Source organism: Natrarchaeobius halalkaliphilus (genome assembly GCF_003841485.1).
Lineage (GTDB): Archaea > Halobacteriota > Halobacteria > Halobacteriales > Natrialbaceae > Natrarchaeobius > Natrarchaeobius halalkaliphilus.
Window position 1 is genome coordinate 258,586 of the sequence record NZ_REFY01000004.1, and the last position, 18,727, is coordinate 277,312.

The 18,727-nt window shown below is 60.9% G+C and carries 15 protein-coding genes and 1 pseudogene; 12 read left to right on the forward strand and 4 right to left on the reverse strand.

From position 1 onward, the window contains the following. Nucleotides 1–2 precede the first annotated feature (2 nt). The 3 genes and pseudogenes from EA462_RS17895 to EA462_RS11400 all read left to right on the forward strand — a co-directional run bounded on the left by EA462_RS17895 (nt 3) and on the right by EA462_RS11400 (nt 3,334). Complete coding sequence (locus tag EA462_RS17895) at nt 3–299, forward strand: DUF6360 family protein (RefSeq protein WP_124178696.1); 297 nt, start codon at nt 3–5, stop codon at nt 297–299. A 57-nt stretch (nt 300–356) separates the two neighbouring features. Then, nucleotides 357–1,733, forward strand: coding sequence for an MFS transporter (locus EA462_RS11395; RefSeq protein WP_124178697.1), 1,377 nt, complete (start codon nt 357–359; stop codon nt 1,731–1,733). A 351-nt stretch (nt 1,734–2,084) separates the two neighbouring features. Continuing rightward, nucleotides 2,085–3,334, forward strand: a pseudogene (locus tag EA462_RS11400) (RNA-guided endonuclease InsQ/TnpB family protein). A 325-nt stretch (nt 3,335–3,659) separates the two neighbouring features. Here the strand turns inward: EA462_RS11400 and EA462_RS11405 are convergent. Further along, a complete protein-coding gene (locus tag EA462_RS11405; RefSeq protein WP_124178698.1) occupies nt 3,660–4,712 on the reverse strand; it encodes an ATP-binding protein in 1,053 nt (350 codons plus the stop codon). A gap of 571 nt (nt 4,713–5,283) precedes the next feature. On the opposite strand from EA462_RS11405, the gene EA462_RS11410 reads away from it, so the two are divergent. The 5 genes from EA462_RS11410 (at nt 5,284) to EA462_RS11430 (ending at nt 12,013) form a co-directional block, all read left to right on the forward strand. Continuing rightward, nucleotides 5,284–5,796: a YkgJ family cysteine cluster protein gene (locus EA462_RS11410; protein ID WP_124178699.1), complete on the forward strand. Its 513-nt coding sequence runs from the start codon at nt 5,284–5,286 to the stop codon at nt 5,794–5,796. Nucleotides 5,797–5,953: 157 nt separating this feature from the next. Continuing rightward, nucleotides 5,954–6,238, forward strand: coding sequence for a translation initiation factor eIF-1A (locus tag EA462_RS11415; protein WP_124178700.1), 285 nt, complete (start codon nt 5,954–5,956; stop codon nt 6,236–6,238). 324 nt (nt 6,239–6,562) lie between these two features. After that, nucleotides 6,563–8,440, forward strand: a complete 1,878-nt coding sequence (locus EA462_RS11420; protein WP_124178701.1) for a DUF2339 domain-containing protein — start codon at nt 6,563–6,565, stop codon at nt 8,438–8,440. A gap of 107 nt (nt 8,441–8,547) precedes the next feature. After that, nucleotides 8,548–10,617, forward strand: a complete 2,070-nt coding sequence (locus EA462_RS11425; protein WP_124178702.1) for a MutS-related protein — start codon at nt 8,548–8,550, stop codon at nt 10,615–10,617. A 265-nt stretch (nt 10,618–10,882) separates the two neighbouring features. Next, the gene (locus EA462_RS11430; RefSeq protein WP_124178962.1) at nt 10,883–12,013 is read left to right on the forward strand and encodes an ORC1-type DNA replication protein; all 1,131 of its coding nucleotides are present in this window, start codon (nt 10,883–10,885) and stop codon (nt 12,011–12,013) included. Nucleotides 12,014–12,098: 85 nt separating this feature from the next. Here the strand turns inward: EA462_RS11430 and EA462_RS11435 are convergent, their stop codons facing one another. After that, complete coding sequence (locus EA462_RS11435; RefSeq protein WP_124178703.1) at nt 12,099–12,365, reverse strand: DUF7553 family protein; 267 nt, start codon at nt 12,363–12,365, stop codon at nt 12,099–12,101. Nucleotides 12,366–12,520: 155 nt separating this feature from the next. Between EA462_RS11435 and EA462_RS11440 the strand changes: the two genes are divergently transcribed. Then, on the forward strand, nt 12,521–13,819 hold the full coding sequence (locus EA462_RS11440) for a DUF7125 family protein (RefSeq protein ID WP_124178704.1): 1,299 nt from the start codon (nt 12,521–12,523) through the stop codon (nt 13,817–13,819). On the opposite strand, the gene EA462_RS11445 is transcribed toward EA462_RS11440, so the two are convergent. Both EA462_RS11445 and EA462_RS11450 read right to left on the reverse strand, forming a co-directional pair. Further along, the gene (locus tag EA462_RS11445) at nt 13,777–14,481 is read right to left on the reverse strand and encodes a MinD/ParA family ATP-binding protein (protein ID WP_124178705.1); all 705 of its coding nucleotides are present in this window, start codon (nt 14,479–14,481) and stop codon (nt 13,777–13,779) included. The genes EA462_RS11440 and EA462_RS11445 overlap by 43 nt on opposite strands. Further along, nucleotides 14,481–14,849: a DUF7857 domain-containing protein gene (locus EA462_RS11450; protein ID WP_124178706.1), complete on the reverse strand. Its 369-nt coding sequence runs from the start codon at nt 14,847–14,849 to the stop codon at nt 14,481–14,483. The genes EA462_RS11445 and EA462_RS11450 overlap by 1 nt, the downstream gene beginning before the upstream one ends. Nucleotides 14,850–15,021: 172 nt before the next feature. Between EA462_RS11450 and EA462_RS11455 the strand changes: the two genes are divergently transcribed. From EA462_RS11455 to EA462_RS11465, 3 genes are all read left to right on the forward strand, one after another. Then, nucleotides 15,022–15,546 (forward strand): Lrp/AsnC family transcriptional regulator, encoded by a 525-nt coding sequence (locus EA462_RS11455; RefSeq protein WP_124178707.1) that lies wholly within the window; start codon nt 15,022–15,024, stop codon nt 15,544–15,546. 172 nt (nt 15,547–15,718) lie between these two features. Then, a complete protein-coding gene (locus EA462_RS11460; protein WP_124178708.1) occupies nt 15,719–17,062 on the forward strand; it encodes an acetyl-CoA carboxylase biotin carboxylase subunit in 1,344 nt (447 codons plus the stop codon). Nucleotides 17,063–17,278: 216 nt separating this feature from the next. Next, a complete protein-coding gene (locus tag EA462_RS11465; protein WP_124178709.1) occupies nt 17,279–18,550 on the forward strand; it encodes a DUF418 domain-containing protein in 1,272 nt (423 codons plus the stop codon). Nucleotides 18,551–18,727: the final 177 nt, after the last annotated feature.

Here is an 18,727-nt window from a genome sequence, read left to right on the forward strand (position 1 = left end):
GTATGACCGGTCGAATATTGGACGTCACGGCGCACACCACGTTCGATTACCTTGAGGTGCAGGCGATCGGAAACGGCTGGATTGACGAGACGGTCGGCGTTCTCGACGTAGAATCACCACGAGGTAAACGGACGGTTACATTCGGGTTGGAATCCGATCCTGCGGATCTCCATCACATCGAACATCACGCGGAGTCCGTCACACTGACACCCGACCAAGCACGGTCGCTCGCCGAAGAGCTGCGAGAAGCCGCTTCGGCCGCCGAACGAGGTGACGCGATGTCGAGTAGACGGCGATAGGATGAACCGAGAAACCGTCTCCTGAGACGACGCGAATCCACACAGATAGAGGCAACTATGGACAACGGAGTACTGGAGGACTGGAATCCCGAAGACGAATCGTTCTGGAACGAACAAGGTAAGCGTATCGCGTGGCGAAACCTCACGGTTTCAGTGTTCACGCTGTTCCTCTCGTTCGCGATCTGGGTACTGTGGAGCCTGATCGTCGTATATCTCCCAGAGGCTGGTTTCACCTACTCGGAAAGTCAATTGTTCCTGCTTATCGCGATCCCGTCGCTCGTGGGTGCGACGGGACGGCTCGCGTATTCGTTCGTCGTCCCGATCTTCGGGGGCCGTCGCTGGAACGCGTTCGCTACCGCGACCCTGTTGATCCCGGCGATCGGGATCGGCTTCGCCGTCCAGAACCCGAATACGCCGTTCTGGATCATGGCGGTACTGGCGGCGACTGCCGGTTTCGGCGGGGCGAACTTCAGTTCCAGCATGGACCACATCGCGTATTTCTTCCCCAAACGGGATGAGGGGACCGCACTCGGGATCAACGCCGGGATCGGCAACGTCGGCGTAAGTGCCGCCCAGTTCCTCGTACCCGTCGTCATCTTCCTGGGAGCGTTCGACGGGTTCGGCGGTGCCACCCAGACGTACGTCACCGGTAATCCCGGTGAACAGTCGATGTGGCTGCAGAACGCTGGCTTCGTCTGGGTTCCATTTATCTTGGTTGGTACCGTTGCCTCGTACCTGTGGATGAACGACATCGCCAACGTCGAGGCGAACTTCGGGGAGCAACTGACGATCCTGACGGAGAAACACAACTGGATCATGTGCTGGCTGTACACCGGGACGTTCGGCTCCTTCCTCGGATACGCGACCGCGTTCCCGCTGTTGACGAGCATCCAGTTCCCAGGGCGGAACGTCGCACTGTTCGCGTTCGCGGGCCCGCTGGTCGGCGCACTCGTCCGGCCGCCGGGCGGCTGGCTCGCCGATCGTCTCGGCGGCGCGCGGGTGACGCTCTGGGTGTTCGTGACGATGGCGATCGGAACCGGTCTCGTTATCTACTTCATGATCGAGGGGATCTTCTGGGGCTTCTTCGCGGCGTTCATACTGCTGTTTCTCGCTAGCGGAATCGGTAACGGATCGACGTTCAAGATGGTCCCGGTAATCTTTCGGAAACAGCACCTTCGTGAGGTAAACGAGGACGATTCCGAAGCCCAGAAGAAGGCACACTCACGTGCCGAACTGGAAGCGGGAAGTGTCCTCGGGTTCAGCGGTGGGATCGGCGCGTACGGCGGGTTCTTCATCCCACAGGGATTCAGCACGTCAGTGGAGTTAACCCAGGCGACGACCGCAGCGATGGGGGCATTCCTGGCGTTCTACCTTTCGTGTATCCTGATCACCTGGTACTACTACGAGCGCGCTGGAGCAGAAGTACCCTGTTGAGTCGCGACTCCCACTATCGTGGGTCACACCACTCAAGACGAAACGGGAGGGGTACACGGTCTTGCTCCATGTCTTTCAGATGGTTTGTCGATGCTATTTTTAATCTCACAGAGGACGTAGATCTCTTCGAGCCGGAAACAGCGAAGAACAATACGAGCCCAGCGATCGAACCCACCAGTTGAGAACGAAGTTGAGACGCTGACCCTCGTGGATTTTACCAGAGATGAGGCGAGAAGGGCCCCTTCCTCAAGGAGTGAACGAGTAGAGCGGAGTGAGCGAGTAGGGAGGGGATGAATCGTCGTACGAATGTCAAACAATTAAATAATAATACCTCGTAACTACGAGACAGCGATGGAGTACAGTCACCGCTACGCTGCCGACCCAATCCAGCCAATAGCGGAGCGACTGGAACACCACATCGACATTCATCGCCAAGCCTACAACTACACCCGATACGAATACGAACACGGAGACGCTGACACCATCGCCTCCGCGTACAAACACCACTACAGGCTCCCAGACTGGAAAGACGAGTTTCCCCTCTTCTCAGAGGTCAACTCGAAGGCGCTACAACGAACTGTTACACGGTTCTATCAGAACCTCTCGACCCTCTCAGAGCAGAAGAAAAATGGGAACAACGTTGGGTGGCTCACGTGGAAATCGCCGACGGAGTTCCAGAGTATGACGTCTCGCAGTCTGGCTTCGAACTCAAAAACACGAGTGGTCACACTGCAACGCTCTGGCTCTCCAAAATCGGCGACATCCAGATTCGTTATCACCGCGAAATCCCCGACGAAGCCACTATCAAGGAAGTCACGGTGAAGAAAGAAACGACGGATGAATGGTTCGTCTCGTTCGGTCTCGAAACCGACGACGAAGACTTACCCGAGAAACCCGACGTAGACTCGCTCGATACGAGCAATAGTATCGGAATTGACCTCGGAATCCTCAATTACATCCACACAACAGATGGTCTCAGCGTAGACTGGCTCGATCTCGATGAAGAGTACGAGCGATTGCGCCGAGAGCAACGCAAACTCTCTCAGAAAGAAGACGGGTCGAACAACCGGGAAAAGCAGCGCGTCGAGGTTGCAACGATCAAGCGTCGGATTCGGCGGAAAGTACTGGACTACCAGCAGAAGTTGACGACGTGGCTCGTCCGTGAGTACGATGGCGTATTCGTCGAGGACTTAGACGTGAAGCCACTGCTTGAGGACTCGCACACCGCTCGCAACAAGCAGGATGCCGCGTGGCGGCAGTTCATCACGTTGCTCGACTACAAGGCAGAGTTGTATGGTGTCCACGTCGTGCAAGTCGAGCCCCACGGGACGACGAAAGAATGCGCGTCGTGTGGGGCTGAAACTGAGAAGCCGATTTGGGTGCGGGAGCATTCGTGTCCATCGTGCGGGTTTGAGTGTGACCGTGACGCGAACGCAGCGTTGAATGTCTTGCACCGCGGTTTCGAAGAGCTAGGGCTGGGATGGCCCGAATCCACGCCTGTGGAGACTGCGCTCCCTACGGACACTGCAGTAGTGTCTGCAAAGCGCGTCGTTGAATCAGGAAGCCCCATCCTCACTGAAGCCGCTATCGCGGCTGAGTAGGGTGGGGTAGTTCACCGTTTGTTCTCGGCAATAGACGTTCTAACCAGTCGCTTCAGAAGTGCTAAATTCAGCTTATCTGTATCTTCTTGCTCGCACCACACTATAAGTATCGTCAACTTATGACGATAGGTGTTGATCGTTCAATCTGCTCGTTCGTTACGTCGGTCTTACAGGTATGTCGAAAGGGACGCTTATATATTCCCACAACCTCCCGACCGAACACTCGTCCTGAAAGGGAGATGCTACTCGGAGTTCCAGCGATACGATCCGCTCGGTCAGTGAGTCCGTACTCGATCTACCGTATTTCTGCTAAATACACCAGTAGTCACGAGTCGGCAGATTCGTGTCTGATTTTTGGCAATCCAATTCTGACGGTATTTCCCCTCGGCGTGTTCTCCTCAAAAGCCAGTTCGCCGCCGAGAGAATCGACGCACCACTTGATGACCCAGAGGCCAACGCCAGAACCGTGGTACGTACTATCAACGATCGACTCATCCCGGAGGACGTCGATTTCAACGTCCGGAATTGAAGGTCCGTTGTCGGCGATAGAAATGATACCCAGACCGTTCCTGGGGTCGGTCTCTGTCGTTATCTCCACCTTCGGTGGATCCCTGTCGTTGTGCTCGACTGCGTTTTCGATTGCGTTTTCGATCGCATGCTCGAGGCTTCGATCCGCGCTTACCCAGACTCCCGAGTTCAGGTTGACCGTTATATCAGCAGACGGGTACTCAGATTTGGCCTGTACGGCGTGCATCTGTGCGAGATTTCGAAGGTTAGTCGGCTCTCGATGAGTCGCATCCGGTTGGACGACGTTTTCGATCTGGTCGAGAGAATCGCTCAATGAGCCGACCTCTGTAGCGATATCCAGAATCGTATCGATCTCCTTTTCGACCTGTTCGTTTTCGATCGCTCCTTTAACCCGGTCAGCATATCCCAGAAGAACGTTCATATCGTTTCTGAGATTGTGGCGGATAACCCGATTCAACAGTCTGAGCAGATGTTCACGTGCCCTGTACTCGGTAACGTCGTTGATCTCAGCGAGGACGTATGGCACGTCTTCGATCTCCGTACGTGTCAGTTGAACGGTGACCCACCGATATTCTCCGTTTGCGCGTTCGATTTTCCAATCGAATGTCTGGGGCGAACCGTTTGCGGCTGCTCGAATCCGATGAACCGCCTTCTCCTGAGTGAACGTCGTGGATGGGGCCGTATAGTCTTCGACGGTCATTTCTCGAAGCTCGGCCGTGGAATATCCGTATAATTGTTCCAGCCGACTGTTCACGTTGAGAACGGCACCCGATTCCGGATCGTGTATCGTGATACCGGTGTCCAGTTCTTTCAAAACGGACGGTAGTTCTACACACTCCGTTTCTGTCATATACGGAAATTGTGATCAATCGGATATAGTATCCACTCCAAACATGTTTGGTACGCGAGTAATTGTTGGACGACGTATATTTTCAGAGGGCGAGGTGACGCGTGCTCCCGCCCAAACGGAGGCTGAAATCCAACAGATTGATACTGACCGACCAGTTAGTCAGCACGCCCGGAGCGATTCAAACGCCAATCCCAACCATCTACCCACCCACTCCGGGCTACCACTGGTAGACGACACGGGTCGTTCGACCCGTGGGCCCCTCTCAACCTCGAGAACCGTGCCGTTAGCATGTGAATTAGTAGCAATATTTATTATCGCGCGTGAGAATGTGCGAACTGCTCGGGGATTGGGGGTACACCACAGATCACGTCATCCGATCGTTGCCAATTCATCCGTTCGTGACCGAATTACCCCCCGAGCACCGTTCGAACGAACTACTATCAGTCAGTTTTGGTGTGACCGAACGGTCTGGCCTGTACCGGTGTGCGTTCCGGCAGTTCGAGGAAGACCAACCCTTGAGTGCGACCGACGGGTAGAAAAACACTTGAGGACGAGTCCCGACCGATATCCCGTGAGCGCTGACGTCTCGCGGCGCGTCGAAGTCTATCCCGGTCGAACGGTCACCGTCGAGTTCGACCCGACCCTCACGTTCGAGTGCGTCGACGACTGTACCTGGTGTTGTCACCACGGGGTCTTGCTCTACGATCGGGATCTGATCGGACTCGCACAGCGAGCCAATCTCGCGGAGACGACCACGGAGTTCCGCGGCGAGAAGTTCGTCACTCGCGAGAACAAAGACCGAGAGGATCACGTCTCCGGGGACGGCCGTGCCTGTGCCTTCCTTCGCGATGACGGCCTCTGTACGCTCCACCTCGAGGAGGACTGGAAACCAACCCGGTGTTCGGTCTTTCCCCTCGGGGTCTGGCTCGAGGACGACGGTCTTCACGTCGATATCCGGGAGTCCGCACACGACCACTGCGACGGGTTGAACGTCAGCCAGCGGCGCGTGATCGACAATCTCGAGGCGTTTTTGCCCGAGTTACTCTGGGAGCTCGACGACCCCGACTCGAACCGGGAACTCTAGTGGAGAACTACTCGCCAGACGATCTGTATCACGCGACGGCTACAACGCGGCCAGCACACCCGGATCGATAGCATACGTTAGAGAGGACGCTCGAGACCACGACAAACGCTACCGTTCCTCTCCGATGATTTAAACGTATGGTCTGCGTAGTGAGAGTGTGACAGAAGAATCCGGGCGGCGGAACCTCCGCATGCCCAACAGCGATGAAGTATTCGCCGTCGTAACCGAACACCTCGGTGGCAACCACGTCCGCCTCCGCTGTCAGGACGGCGAGGAGCGGCTCGGCCGAATCCCCGGCCGAATGAAATACCGAACCTGGATCGAGCAAGACGACATCGTCGTCGCTGAACCCTGGGATTGGCAGGACGAAAAGGCCACGATCGAGTGGCGCTACACCGGTCAGGACGCGGATCAGCTCCGACGCGAAGGCCACATCGACTGATACCCGAATTCTCTCGAACGCATCGCCCGTGAGCGGATGCACTCGGTTTTCCCGTAAAGGTGGTGTCGATCTACTGGTTAGCACTCCGGATAGCGGCGGGACTCGAGTCCGCTCGTCTCGCTCGGTTCCGGAAACATCGACTCGATCGACGGGTCAGGCACCGGTAGTCGGTTCGGACGGAGGCCACCGAGAGACGGACGACCGAACGAGGCAGGTGTTGTCGCCGCTCGATCACACCTCCTGCAGTGCGTTCCGAGGAACTAACCGAGACGCACCACCATCCACCCCGGCGTTTATGTCGACGGAGCCGAACGATATCCAGAGATGAACGACGATGATCTCCGTCGTGAAGTCGAGCGGCTTCGTCAGGAGGTCGACGCCCTCCACCGTCGACTCGAGGCGCTCGAAGACTCGAGCGCTGGCGATGAGCCAACGAGAGAAAGCGAGGCACTGAGACAGTCGGAGACGCGATCCGCGACACCCGCGGAAAAATCGGATTCGGTGGCCGAAACGCCGTCGGAGACGCCCGAGAGACCGACCGAATCCACCGAGCCATCGGACGACAGCGACTGGGAGTCGGCCGTCGGGATTCGATGGCTTGGGCTCGTGGGCGCGCTCGCGGTCGTCGTCGGCGTCGTGTTCTTCGTCCGGCTCGCGATCGAAATCGGACTGCTCGGACCCGGTGGACGAATCGCCGTCGGGACGCTCGCCGGGCTCTCGCTGTTCGGCGGGGGCCGGTACGCCGCCAGCCGGCGAGGGTACGTTCGCTGGGGACGCATCGCCGCCGGAACCGGGCTCGCAGTCGCCTACTTTAGCATCTACGCGGCGTACGGCTTCGAAGGGTATCGAGACGCCATCGGGACACCGCTGTGGGCCGTCCTCGTCGCACTGACGCTGCTCGTCGCCGTCACGGCTGCCCTCTCGATCCGGGACCGTACGCCGCTCGTCGCCGGCGAGGCGTTCCTCCTCGGCTATGTCACCGCCACGATAAGCATGGACGCCGCGACGGTCGTCGTGACCCCGATCTACGCCCTCGTGCTCGCTGCGGGTCTCGTCGCCATCGCGACGATCCGCCCGTGGAGCCGGCTGGTCGTCTCGAGCGCGTTCGCCTCCTACGGCGTCGTTTTGCTGTGGCTCGCCAACCTCGAGCCACCCGCCGCGGCGGTCGGTGCGGTCGGTGCCACCGCGTTCGTGCTCTACCAGATCGGCGGACTCGTCCTCCGATCGAGCGGTGGCGGGCCCACCGCTTCGGGGCACGACGACACCGCCGAAAGCGCCGAGCGGAGGGGGGCCGACGTCACGTTCGATCGAACGTATCGCGCCCGGCTAGTCGTTCTGACGGTCGCGAACGCGGCTTTCGCGGCGTTTCTGCTCGAGATCGCCGTTCGTGACGCCGTTCTCTCGTTCGCGGCCGATGGGACGGGGACGATCGCTGTCGCCGTAGCGCTCGCCGGAACGTACGCATTGACGAACCGAGGGGGGATTCCGGTCGACGCGGCGGCGGCCGCCGGTTCGGTGGTCTTTCTCGCAGCCGGACTCGGGCTCGCCGTCGGGACGTTCGCGACGACCGTCGGCGCGCTGGCGGTGATCGTCGCCGCGGTCGTCCTCTCGGAGGCCGTCGATACCCCGGCGTTTCGGATCGGTGGCCACGTCGTCGCCGGTGGGCTCCTCGTGAAACTGCTCGCCGTCGACGCGAGCGAGCTTGCGTCGTTCGACGCGTCCGAACCGCTGGCGACGCTGACCGGGCGTCCCGTCGCGTTCGCGCTCGCGGTCGGAACGTTCTACGCGCTCGCGTGGTGGTTCTCGAGAACGGACTCGCTGCTCGAGGCCGAGCGCGCCTCCGACGATCGGGCGGTGGTTCCCGCGGCTTACGCCGCCGTCGCGACCGGTCTTGGCGTCCTCGTTCTCGGACTCGAGCTCTCGGGAGTCGGCACCTCGATCGCCTGGGTGCTGTTCGGACTCGTCCTGCTGGGGATCGGGTTCGCCACGGACGGTCGGGGTATCCGGCTGCTCGGAATCTGCGTGTTCGGGCTCGCGACCGTCAAAGTGTTCCTGTTCGATACGCGCGGCCTCGACACCGTCGCCAGGACGCTGTCGTTTCTCGTTCTCGGAGCCGTCCTGCTCGCCACCTCTTATGCCTATGCGAGGTTTCAGAGCGATCTCGAGATCGATCTTCCGTCGTCCGAACGCGGCGACGAGTAGCGTCGTCATCGAGTGATCGGTCCGTGACGCGTTCACCCTGACTACCGAAATCGGGCTCCGGACGGGAACTTTTTCTCGCTGCGGTTTGATACGCCGGTCGAGAAGACATGGACCTCGAGTCGATCCCTGGCGTCGGAGAAAAGACCGCCCGGGCGCTGGCCGATCTCGACGAGCCCGAACGAGCGCTGCGGACGGGCGATGTGGCGGCAATCGCGAGCGCGCCGGGACTCAGCCAGGGGCGCGCTGCGCGAATCGCGCGCGGGGCGATCCGCCGCGAGCACGACGACCCCGGCGGCTTTCTCGCGACCGATCGCGCTCGAGAGGTCTATCGCACCGTCCTCTCGCTGCTCACCGACCGAACGGTCACCGACTACGCGGCCCAGCGACTCGAGACGATCTATCCGAGTCCGACGCGCTCTCGCATCGAGGAGGTCCGGGCGTTCACCGACGAGGCGATCGATCGCGAGCCCGATCCAGACGCTCTCGAGGCGCTCGAGGGGGTTTCTCCGCTCGAGGAACCGGGAGACGTTCGCGTCCGAGAGCGGTGTCTGGCGACGGCCGACGCCGAGCGGTACTCGGCCGCGCGCGAGGCGATCCCGGAGCTGTCGGTCGAAATCGTCGAGGACGCACAGGGGCTTGCAGAACTCGCTCGCGGCTATTCGACGGTGATCGCGCTCGACGAATCGTTCGCCGGCATCACTGTCGAGGGCGACGTACAGGTCAGACCCGATGCGCTCGAGGTATCCGCGGAGATCGTTCCCGAACGACCGCTTTCGTTTTTCGCCCGGAACAGAGACCGGATCAACGCGGCGATCGAAGTCCACCGAGTCGCAGCCATAGAGACCGACGACGACTGCGATCTCGACGCGCTCGAGGAGGGACTCAGCCGGCTCGAAGCCGACGGAACGGTCGCGGGTGACGACGAACTCGATCGCCTCGAGAGGGCGGTCGACAATCTCGATGCGGCGGTCGGAACGGCCGAGAGCGTCGCCAACGATCACCTCCGGGAGGCGATCCGAGAAGAGGACGTAACGATCGAGGGATCGGACCTGCTCTCGCTGGTCGAACGCGGTGCGGGTATCGATTCGCTCCTGTCGCGAGAGCTTTCCGACGAGTACGACGCGGCGATCGAAACGGCTCGCGAGCACCTGATCGATGCGTTGTCGCTCGATGCGGGCGAAGCCGACATCGCCCGCCGACTCTTCGTCGACGAACCGACGTTCCCGGTCGAACGCGACGAGAGCGCCCTGAGCCGGCTCCGCGAGGAACTAACCGCGGCGAAAGAGCGCCGCGCCGGCCGACTCAAACGCGAAGTAGCGGCTGATCTCGCTGATCGACGTGCGACCGCCCGGCGGCTCGTTCGTGACGCCCTGGAGCTCGACGTCGAACTCGCGATCGCCCGGTTTGCCGACGACTTCGCGTGTTCGATGCCCGAGTTCGTCTGGGGCGACGCCGACGAACCCGATAGCGAAGAAATCGCCGGAGTCGCTGGCGAATCGGTCGGCTTCGAGATCGACACCGGGCGCTCACCGCTTCTCGAGGAGCCGCTCGAGGCGATCGATCCGGTCGACTACGAAGTCCGTGGCGTCGCCCTGCTATCGGGCGTCAACAGCGGTGGAAAGACCTCGACGCTCGATCTGGTCGCGAGCGTGGTCGTACTCGCTCACATGGGGCTTCCGGTCCCCGCCGATCGGGTCCGGCTTCGCCGGTTCGACGACCTGCACTATCACGCAAAAACCCAGGGGACGCTCGACGCGGGTGCGTTCGAATCCACCGTCCGGGAGTTCGCCGCCCTCGCGGACGGTGGCGAAGGATCGCTCGTCCTCGTCGACGAACTCGAGAGCATCACCGAGCCCGGTGCGTCAGCCAAGATTATCGCGGGGATTCTCGAGGCGCTGTCGGAAAACGGCGCGACTGCGGTGTTCGTCTCGCACCTGGCAGACGAGATCCGCGAGATGGCCGACTACGACGTCACCGTCGACGGTATCGAGGCCGTCGGTCTGGTCGACGGGGAACTCGAGGTGAACCGTTCGCCGGTCAAAGACCACCTCGCGCGATCGACGCCGGAGCTCATCGTCGAGAAGCTGGCGACCGACGCCGTCGCGGCGAACGGCGGCGAGGCCCCCGGCGAGTCCGCACCGCAGTTTTACGACCGGTTGCTCGAGAAGTTCGAGTGAGGAGCGAACGAATCGGTTCGAACTCGAATGAACGAAACCCGTTCCATCCTGTACGAACGTCTATCTAGGTGCTCGAGAAGAAACGCAGTACGGCGAGTTCGACGGCGAACTCGAGGAGATGCATCGGCTCGGACAGCCCCGCGTCCGCGCGGTCATCGAGGAGGGATCACGCGGGTCGACCTCGAGTGCGAAACGGAGGGAATCGAACTCGCGAGACGGCGGGGGCGGCGAACAACTAAGTAGCTCCGAGAGCGTGGTGAAAGTGATGGGAGACGATCCCGACGGGGGGATGTTGTCGTGGGATGAGTCCGTGTTCCGGAACGAGCACGTTTTCGAAATCGACTACGTTCCCGAGACGTTCAAACATCGCGAGAGTCAGACGGAGAGTCTGACGTACGCCTTGCGTCCGGCCGTCCGCGGGTCGCGTCCGCTCAACGTGATGGTTCGCGGGCCGCCGGGAACCGGCAAGACCACGTCCATCCAAAAACTCTTCGACGAGGTCGGCACCCAGACCAGCGAGGTCCGGACGATCCGCGTCAACTGTCAGGTCAACGCGACCCGGTACTCGGTCTTCTCGCGATTGTTCGAGGGAACGTTCGACTACGAGCCGCCCTCGTCGGGAATCTCGTTCAAGAAGCTATTCGGCCAGATCGCAGAGAAACTCGTCGAAGATGACCGGGTGCTCGTCGTCGCTCTCGACGACGTCAACTACCTCTTCTACGAGAACGAGGCCTCCGATACGCTCTACTCGCTGTTGCGCGCTCACGAGGAACATCCCGGCGCGAAAATCGGTGTCATCGTCGTCTCCTCCGATCCCGCCCTCAACGTCATCGACGAACTCGATTCGCGGGTGCAGAGCGTCTTTCGTCCCGAGGACGTCTACTTCCCGGTCTACGATCAGCCCGAAATCGTCGACATCCTCGACGAGCGAGTGCGACGCGGCTTTCACGACGGCGTGATTTCCCGGGCAACCCTCGAGTACGTCGCTGAACTCACCGCCGAAAGCGGCGACCTCCGTGTCGGAATAGATCTGTTACGACGGGCCGGGCTGAATGCGGAAATGCGCGCCAGCCGGACCGTCGAACGCGAGGACGTCGAAGGTGCCTACGAGAAGTCGAAGTACCTCTCGCTTTCGCGGTCGCTTTCGGGACTTGCCGACACCGAGCGGGCGCTGCTCGAGGTGATCGCACACCACGACGGCGACCAGGCCGGCGACGTCTACGAGGCGTTCCGGGACCGAACCGATCTCGGCTACACGCGCTACTCCGAAATCGTCAACAAGCTCGATCAGCTCGGCCTGATCGACGCTGAGTACGCTGACGTCGACGGACGCGGACGATCGCGGTCGCTGTCGCTATCGTACGACCGAGACGCGATCCTCGATCGTCTCGAGTGAGACGGTCTGATGTACCGCTGGGCCGCTACACCCGGATCCGTCCGTGGGTTCAGGTGTCCGTGGATTGTAGTGTGGCGGAACTGGATTAGCCCTGCTCGAGTTCCTCCCGAAAGGCCTCGGCCGCCTCGAGCCCGTCGTCGATTCGCTCGCGCGTCTCGCCGGAAGCCCGTTCGCTGGCCTGACGAAGCGTGTTGAGGTGGCCGTCGAAGACGGCGTGGTCGGGAAGGCGATCCTCGATCTCGTACTCTTCGAAGGCGGAGAGCACCACCTGGACGTCCTCACGAACGTCGTCCGATGCGGTTTCGGCCGCGCGCTCGAGTTCGGTGTGGGCCCGATCGAGTCCTGTTCCCATGTCCGGTTCGACCACGACCTGATAGATAACGGTTGGCCGGCGAGCAGCGCTATCAAGAACGAGACGACCGCGTCGACGGAGCCCCTCCGAGAGGTTCGAACGCCCGCGTCGAAGCCGTCCACAGGTTCAAATGAGAAGGGGCAACCAGAGTCGGCATGATCGCGATCGCCGGTTCGAAAGGTGGCTGTGGAAAGACGACGGTGACGGTGGGTCTGGCCAGGGCGTTCGCGCGGGCCGGCGATCCGACCGTCGCCGTCGACGCCGATCGACAGCTTCCCAACCTCCACGCCGTCGCGAACGTCGACCGAACGCCGACGCTCGCAACCGTCGAGGCCGACGCCGTCGGAGCGGCCGTTCAACCGCTGTCGGGAACGACCGGTGCCGGCGTGATCGCGGCACCGGACACCACCGATAGGATCGACCTCGAAACGGCACTCGATCGCCTCGGAAACGAAGACGTTCGAATACTGCTCGATTGCCCCTCCGGATGCGGCCCCGACGTGACCGATCCGCTCGCGGTTGCCGACGCGGTCGTGGTCGTCACAACCGATACCGACCGTGCCAGACGCGGTGCGCGGACCACGATCGAACTGGCCCGCCGTCTCGAGGTCCCCGTCGCCGGTGCCGTCGTCACGAAACACGGCGGCGAAACTGAAACGATCGGATCCGAACTCGGTATCCCGGTGCTCGGAACGATACCCGAACACGACGCGCCGCTTTCGGCCGACGCCACGGAGCGCGCGTTCGACCACGTCGTCGACCGGCTTCGACGCGAGTCGTTCCCAGATCGGGCGAGAGCCGCGACGGACAGCAACCGCCTGTCGACCGGAATCTGCGCGCTTGATGGGGCGCTTGGTGGTGGGTTCCGTCCCGGGTCGGTCGTCGCGCTCACCGCCGATCCGGCGAGCCAGTCCGAACACCTCCTCGCTGCTCTCACGGGAACCAGGGGAACGCTCTATCTCACCGCGGCGCGCTCGAGACGAAGCGTCGAACGAACGCTCGAGTCGACCCGCGAGGGGGCCGTCACTCCGACCGTTCGTCGGGTCGGCGGCGACGCTCGGTTCGAGGACGCGACCGAACTGATCGACAAGCTTCCCGAGGGTGCGAACCTCGTCATCGACTCGATGAACGCCTTCGAGCGTGGCGATCGTGAACGGTATCTCGAGTTCCTGTCCGGACTCGTCGACCGGGTCACAGAGACTGACGGACTCGCCGTCTGTCACTGTCTCGAGGGGGGATCGACACCGACGAACCGATCGGTGACGACGCATCTTGCCGACGTCGTCGTTTCCCTCCGGACGTATTCGGCGGGTGTCGGAACGGGGATCGAACACACGCTCTCGATCCCGAAGGTTCGCACCGAGCGGGCCGCCGTGGAAACGGTCGCACTCGAACTCGATACCGACCGCGATTACGAACGCGAGAGAGAGCCGTCGTCGGCCCGCCGTCGGTGACACCGTTCGAGCTGTCGGGCGATCCGCTCGAAAACCTCGAGAACACGATCGGTCGGTCGAACGTCACGGACCGGTTTCCCCGCTCGAGTGGCGTCTGCGATTGCCGCTCGCTCGGGAACGACGGTGGCTGGCGCTTCGAACGTGGCTTCGACGCGACCGTCGATCTGTGCCCCACGGCCGTTTCGCGAGCGGTTGAGGACGACGGCCGCGATCGGTGTCTCGAGATCGAGCGCGAGTCGGCGGGTACGAACCGCATCGAGCAGTGCGGGCCGGTTCGGTGTCGTCACCAAGACGGCGACGTCCGCACAGTGTAGCGCCGTGCCGACGTCGCGTGCCAGCCCGGCCGGACAGTCGACGACGACGTCACCGTAGTCGCGCTCGACCCGTCGAACTGTCCGCCCCATCTCTGCGAGGTCCGACGCGCGTGCGCCAGCGAGCGTTCGGCCACAGGGAAGGATGCAGAGCGATCCGTGGTGAACAACGGCGTCCATCGGATCAGCACGACCGGCGAGAACGTCGTGTAGATCGACCGCCCGTCCTCGTGGAAGGTCCGGGGCTGTGAGATCGGCGTCAACGACGATCGCCTCGAGCTCTCGAGCCAGGTTCATCGCCACGGTCGACTTTCCGACGCCGCCCTTTCCGCCGCTGATCGCGACGATCATCAATCGGGGAACGACGAAACGACGTCACGTGACGGGGCACTTTCCGCGAGCGATGCGAGTACGGCATCCGGTGAGGAACGCGTCCGATCGGAAGCGCGGATCGCAGAGACGAGCTCGATCGGCGGATCGGTCGTCTCGACCGATGTCGCAAATCCGAGGCCGCAACGGCGTTTCGGCGCAACGGTCGACTCCCAGCGATTCCCATTCCACTCGGGAGCGATCGAACCGCGACGACGCGGAGGCCACGTCGGTCCCTCGATTCGACTCTCGAGACGGACTCGCTGTGGTGTCGTCTGCGGGTTGGCGACGGTTGCGCTCACCAGCGTTACGCCGTTGATTCGACACGTCGTCGTCTCGAGTTCGACCATACCGTCGTTGGCTTCCCGATACGGTTTAAATTCACGCACACCCCATCGGAGTGAATGGGATGGTCGGGCCCACCACGTCGGCGGAAAGCCGCTTATCGCATCGACGTGAAGGCGCCCATTCCGAATGCGTTTTTTCGTCTCGCAACTAACAGGTTCGTAGATAGCCATACCGATGAGCACGTTAGACAGACGAGACATCGACATTCTGTTCGCGATTGCCAACAACCACACAATGAGCACGGAGACGATCCACGAGGTGACGGACATTCCGAAATCGACGGTGCACTATCGGATTCAGAGCCTGAAAGACGGCGGCGTCATCGTAAACGACCTGTGCGAACTCGCTCGAGAGAAGATCGGCCTCGAGATCACGGTCATCTCGGAAGTGTGGGCCGAGTACGGGGAAGGATACCACGAAGAGATCGGAGAGAAACTCTCCGACATCGAAGGCGTCAATCAGGTGTACTTCACGATGGGAGATACAGACTTCGTCGTCATCGCCCGACTCACCTCCCGGGATATGGTCGAAAAGCTCGTCGAGGATTACGAGTCGATCGAAGAGATCCGCCGAACGAGTTCGAAGTTCGCGATCACGACGATCAAAGAGACCGTCGGCGTTTCGACTCTCCGAGACTACGACGTCGAAACGGTACGAGCTGCACAGGGTCTCAGCGAAGATGGCGAGGACGGGGGTTGAGACGGCCTATCGTGCCGGTTTGCTGGTGTAGCCGGTACTCCGGCTACGACGCCGTAATCTCAGTAGCGTAGATATTCACAGAAACGTATAGTTATCCGGACTACTGCTGACCGTTGACCAACCTTTTCCGGCGGATAGACTTATCTTTCGACAGAGCAAAGATAATACTACTGTGTTCGACAGGGTACTGATCGCGAACCGCGGAGAGGTTGCCGTCCGGATCGTTCACGCCTGTACGGAACTGGATATCGATGCGGTCGCGGTCTACAGCGACGCAGACGAGGAGGCCAAACACGTTAGAGTCGCTGATGAGGCGTACTACCTCGGCGGATCGCAGGCGAAAAAGAGCTACCTCAATCAGGACGCGCTCCTCGATGTCGCGCGTTTAGCCGACGTGGACGCGGTTCATCCCGGATACGGCTTCCTGGCCGAGAATCAGTCGTTTGCAGCCAACGTCGAAGAAAGCGAGTTCGCGTGGATCGGGCCACCGAGTAGCGTGATGGCGGATTTCGGTGAAAAGACGAGCGCACGGACCATCATGAAACAGGCGGATGTCCCGATCGTCCCTGGAACGACCGAGCCGATAGAGGCTCCTGGCGCAGTCGAGGCCTTTGGCGAGGAATACGGCTACCCCGTCGCGATCAAAGCCGACGGCGGCGGCGGGGGCCGAGGGCTCAAGATCGTTCACAAACCGTCCCAGACCGAATCCAAGCTCCAGGACGCGGTCCGTGAAGGAGAGGCGTACTTCGACAATCCCATGGTCTACCTCGAGCGCTTCCTCGAGAATCCCCGACACATCGAGGTCCAGGTGATCGGGGACGGTCACGGAACCGTCAGACATCTGGGCGAACGCGACTGTACCATCCAGCGCCGTCAGCAGAAGCTCGTAGAGGAGTCACCATCGCCGGTCCTCGACGAGGAGGTGCGAGACGAAATCTGTGAGGCCGCCAGGCGAGGCGTTGCCGAGGCGAGCTACGAAAACGTCGGCACCGTCGAATTTCTCTACGAAGACGGGGAGTACTATTTTCTGGAGGTCAACGCCCGCATCCAGGTCGAACACCCGATCACGGAGGTGCGCACGGGCATCGATCTCGTCAAGTGGCAGATCCGCGTCGCCGCTGGCGAGAAGCTATCGTTCAGTCAGGACGAGGTCGATCCGCGCGGTACGGCGATCGAGTTCCGGATCAACGCCGAGGACCCGGACAACGACTTCACGCCGCTTCCCGGCACCCTTTCCACGTTTCGACCTCCGACCGGAATCGGCGTCCGAGTCGAGACCGGCGTCGATCAGGGCGACTCGATCGCGCCGTTTTATGACTCGCTGTTCGCGAAGCTAATCGTCACCGGCGAGGACAGAGACGAAGCCATCGCCCGTGGCAAACGGGCGCTCGAGGGCTTCGATATCGAGGGCATCCCGACGACGATTCCCTTCCACCGTACGCTGCTCGAGGACCGCGGCTTCCTCGAGAACGAGCACACGACGACGTACGTCGAACGGGAGCTACTGGACGAGTAGGTTCATCCGGTGGAAGTATACCTGATCGATATGAATGTGAAACGTTTCGAATCGACGGCGTAGTCGAGGTACGCCCCGTATTCGGCACGACTCAGGTGGTATCCGCGACGAACAGCACTTTCAACGGTCAGTAACCGACTTAGAGGATGGGTGTGTCAGACCAAGCTGGTTTTACTGATAGAAAAGTACATTTCGGTCGGATGTAGCTCTGTTATTATGCCAACTGATTCGTCCGACGATCAGGAGACGACGGATTCGGGCGAGCCCGAGCCGACAGATCCGTCCGATCGGATCGTTGCTCTCGACGCTCTCCGTGGGTTTGCTCTGCTCGGGATTCTGGTGATCAACATCTGGCTATTCGGGATGCCGACTGTAGCGACGTTCAACCCGGCCCTCTACGGGGACTTTACCGGCGGGAATTACCTCGCTTGGTTCATCAGCCACGTGTTCTTCGAGCGGAAGTTCGTGACTCTGTTTACGTTCTTGTTCGGTGCCGGAATCGTCCTGTTCCTGGAATCGAAGGACAGAAAGGGCCAGTCCGGGCGGAAGTTACACCTTTCAAGGACGTTCTGGCTGCTTGTGATCGGCCTCGGACACGCATATTTGCTATGGTACGGCGACATCCTCGTCTTCTACGCTCTCTCCGGCTTCCTCGTCGTCTGGGTGTGGCGGTGGCGTCCACGTCGTCAGTTTATACTCGGCACCGCACTGTTCTCGATTCCGTCCATCCTCTACCTCTTGACGGGTTTGGGCTACCTCTCCTTCTCTGAGGACGGGCGGGCCGAGTTCGAAGAAGAGTTGCTCGCCGCGTTCGGCGCAGATTTCTCACCCGAAAGGGAAATCGGGATCTATCAAAGCGGCTGGCTGGATCAGATAGCTCACCGGGCCCCAGTCCTTCTCGAATATCACACACTCGGATTCGTCTTCGAGATGTTCTGGTCGGTGGGTGGAATGATGATCATCGGAATGGCGCTCTACAAGTGGGGCATCATCTCAAATACGCGGAGCACACGCTTTTACAAACGCGTCCTCGTCGGCGTCGGTGGAGCCGGACTTGCACTCGTCCTCGTCGGCGTGTGGCTTCGCGAGGTGTTTGCCTGGGAGACGGTCCCGGTACTCACTCTCGCGTTTCAACTCAATTACTGGGGTGCCCTGCTCCTTGCAACCAGCTATATCGCGGGGATTATGCTTCTCTGTCGGTGGATCCGCGACGGCGTGGTCGTCCACGCGTTGACCGCGGTTGGCCGGACCGCGTTTACGAATTATCTGCTTCAAACCATCATCGCGACGATGATCTTCTACGGTCACGGACTCGGGTTGTTCGGACAGTTGAGTCGCGTTGAGTTGCTGGGAGTGGTCGTGCTGATCTGGGCGATTCAAATCCCACTTTCGGTGTGGTGGCTGGAGCGGTTCCGCTTCGGACCGGTCGAATGGGTGTGGCGAACGCTTACGTACCGTGAACGTCAGCCGATGCGGCTCGAAAAGTAATCGGACGGAGCTACCGGGTGAGAGTTACTGGACCATGGGGAGCAGCTCGTGGTCACGTCTCGGAGATCTGTTCCGCCCTCCGATTCACCCGCTCGAGGTACAAGGTGGCTGTTTCTCCGGTTTGTGTGTTGTCAACCGATCCTCAAGTAATACGGGCGTAGCGGTCCAACCGAAGTG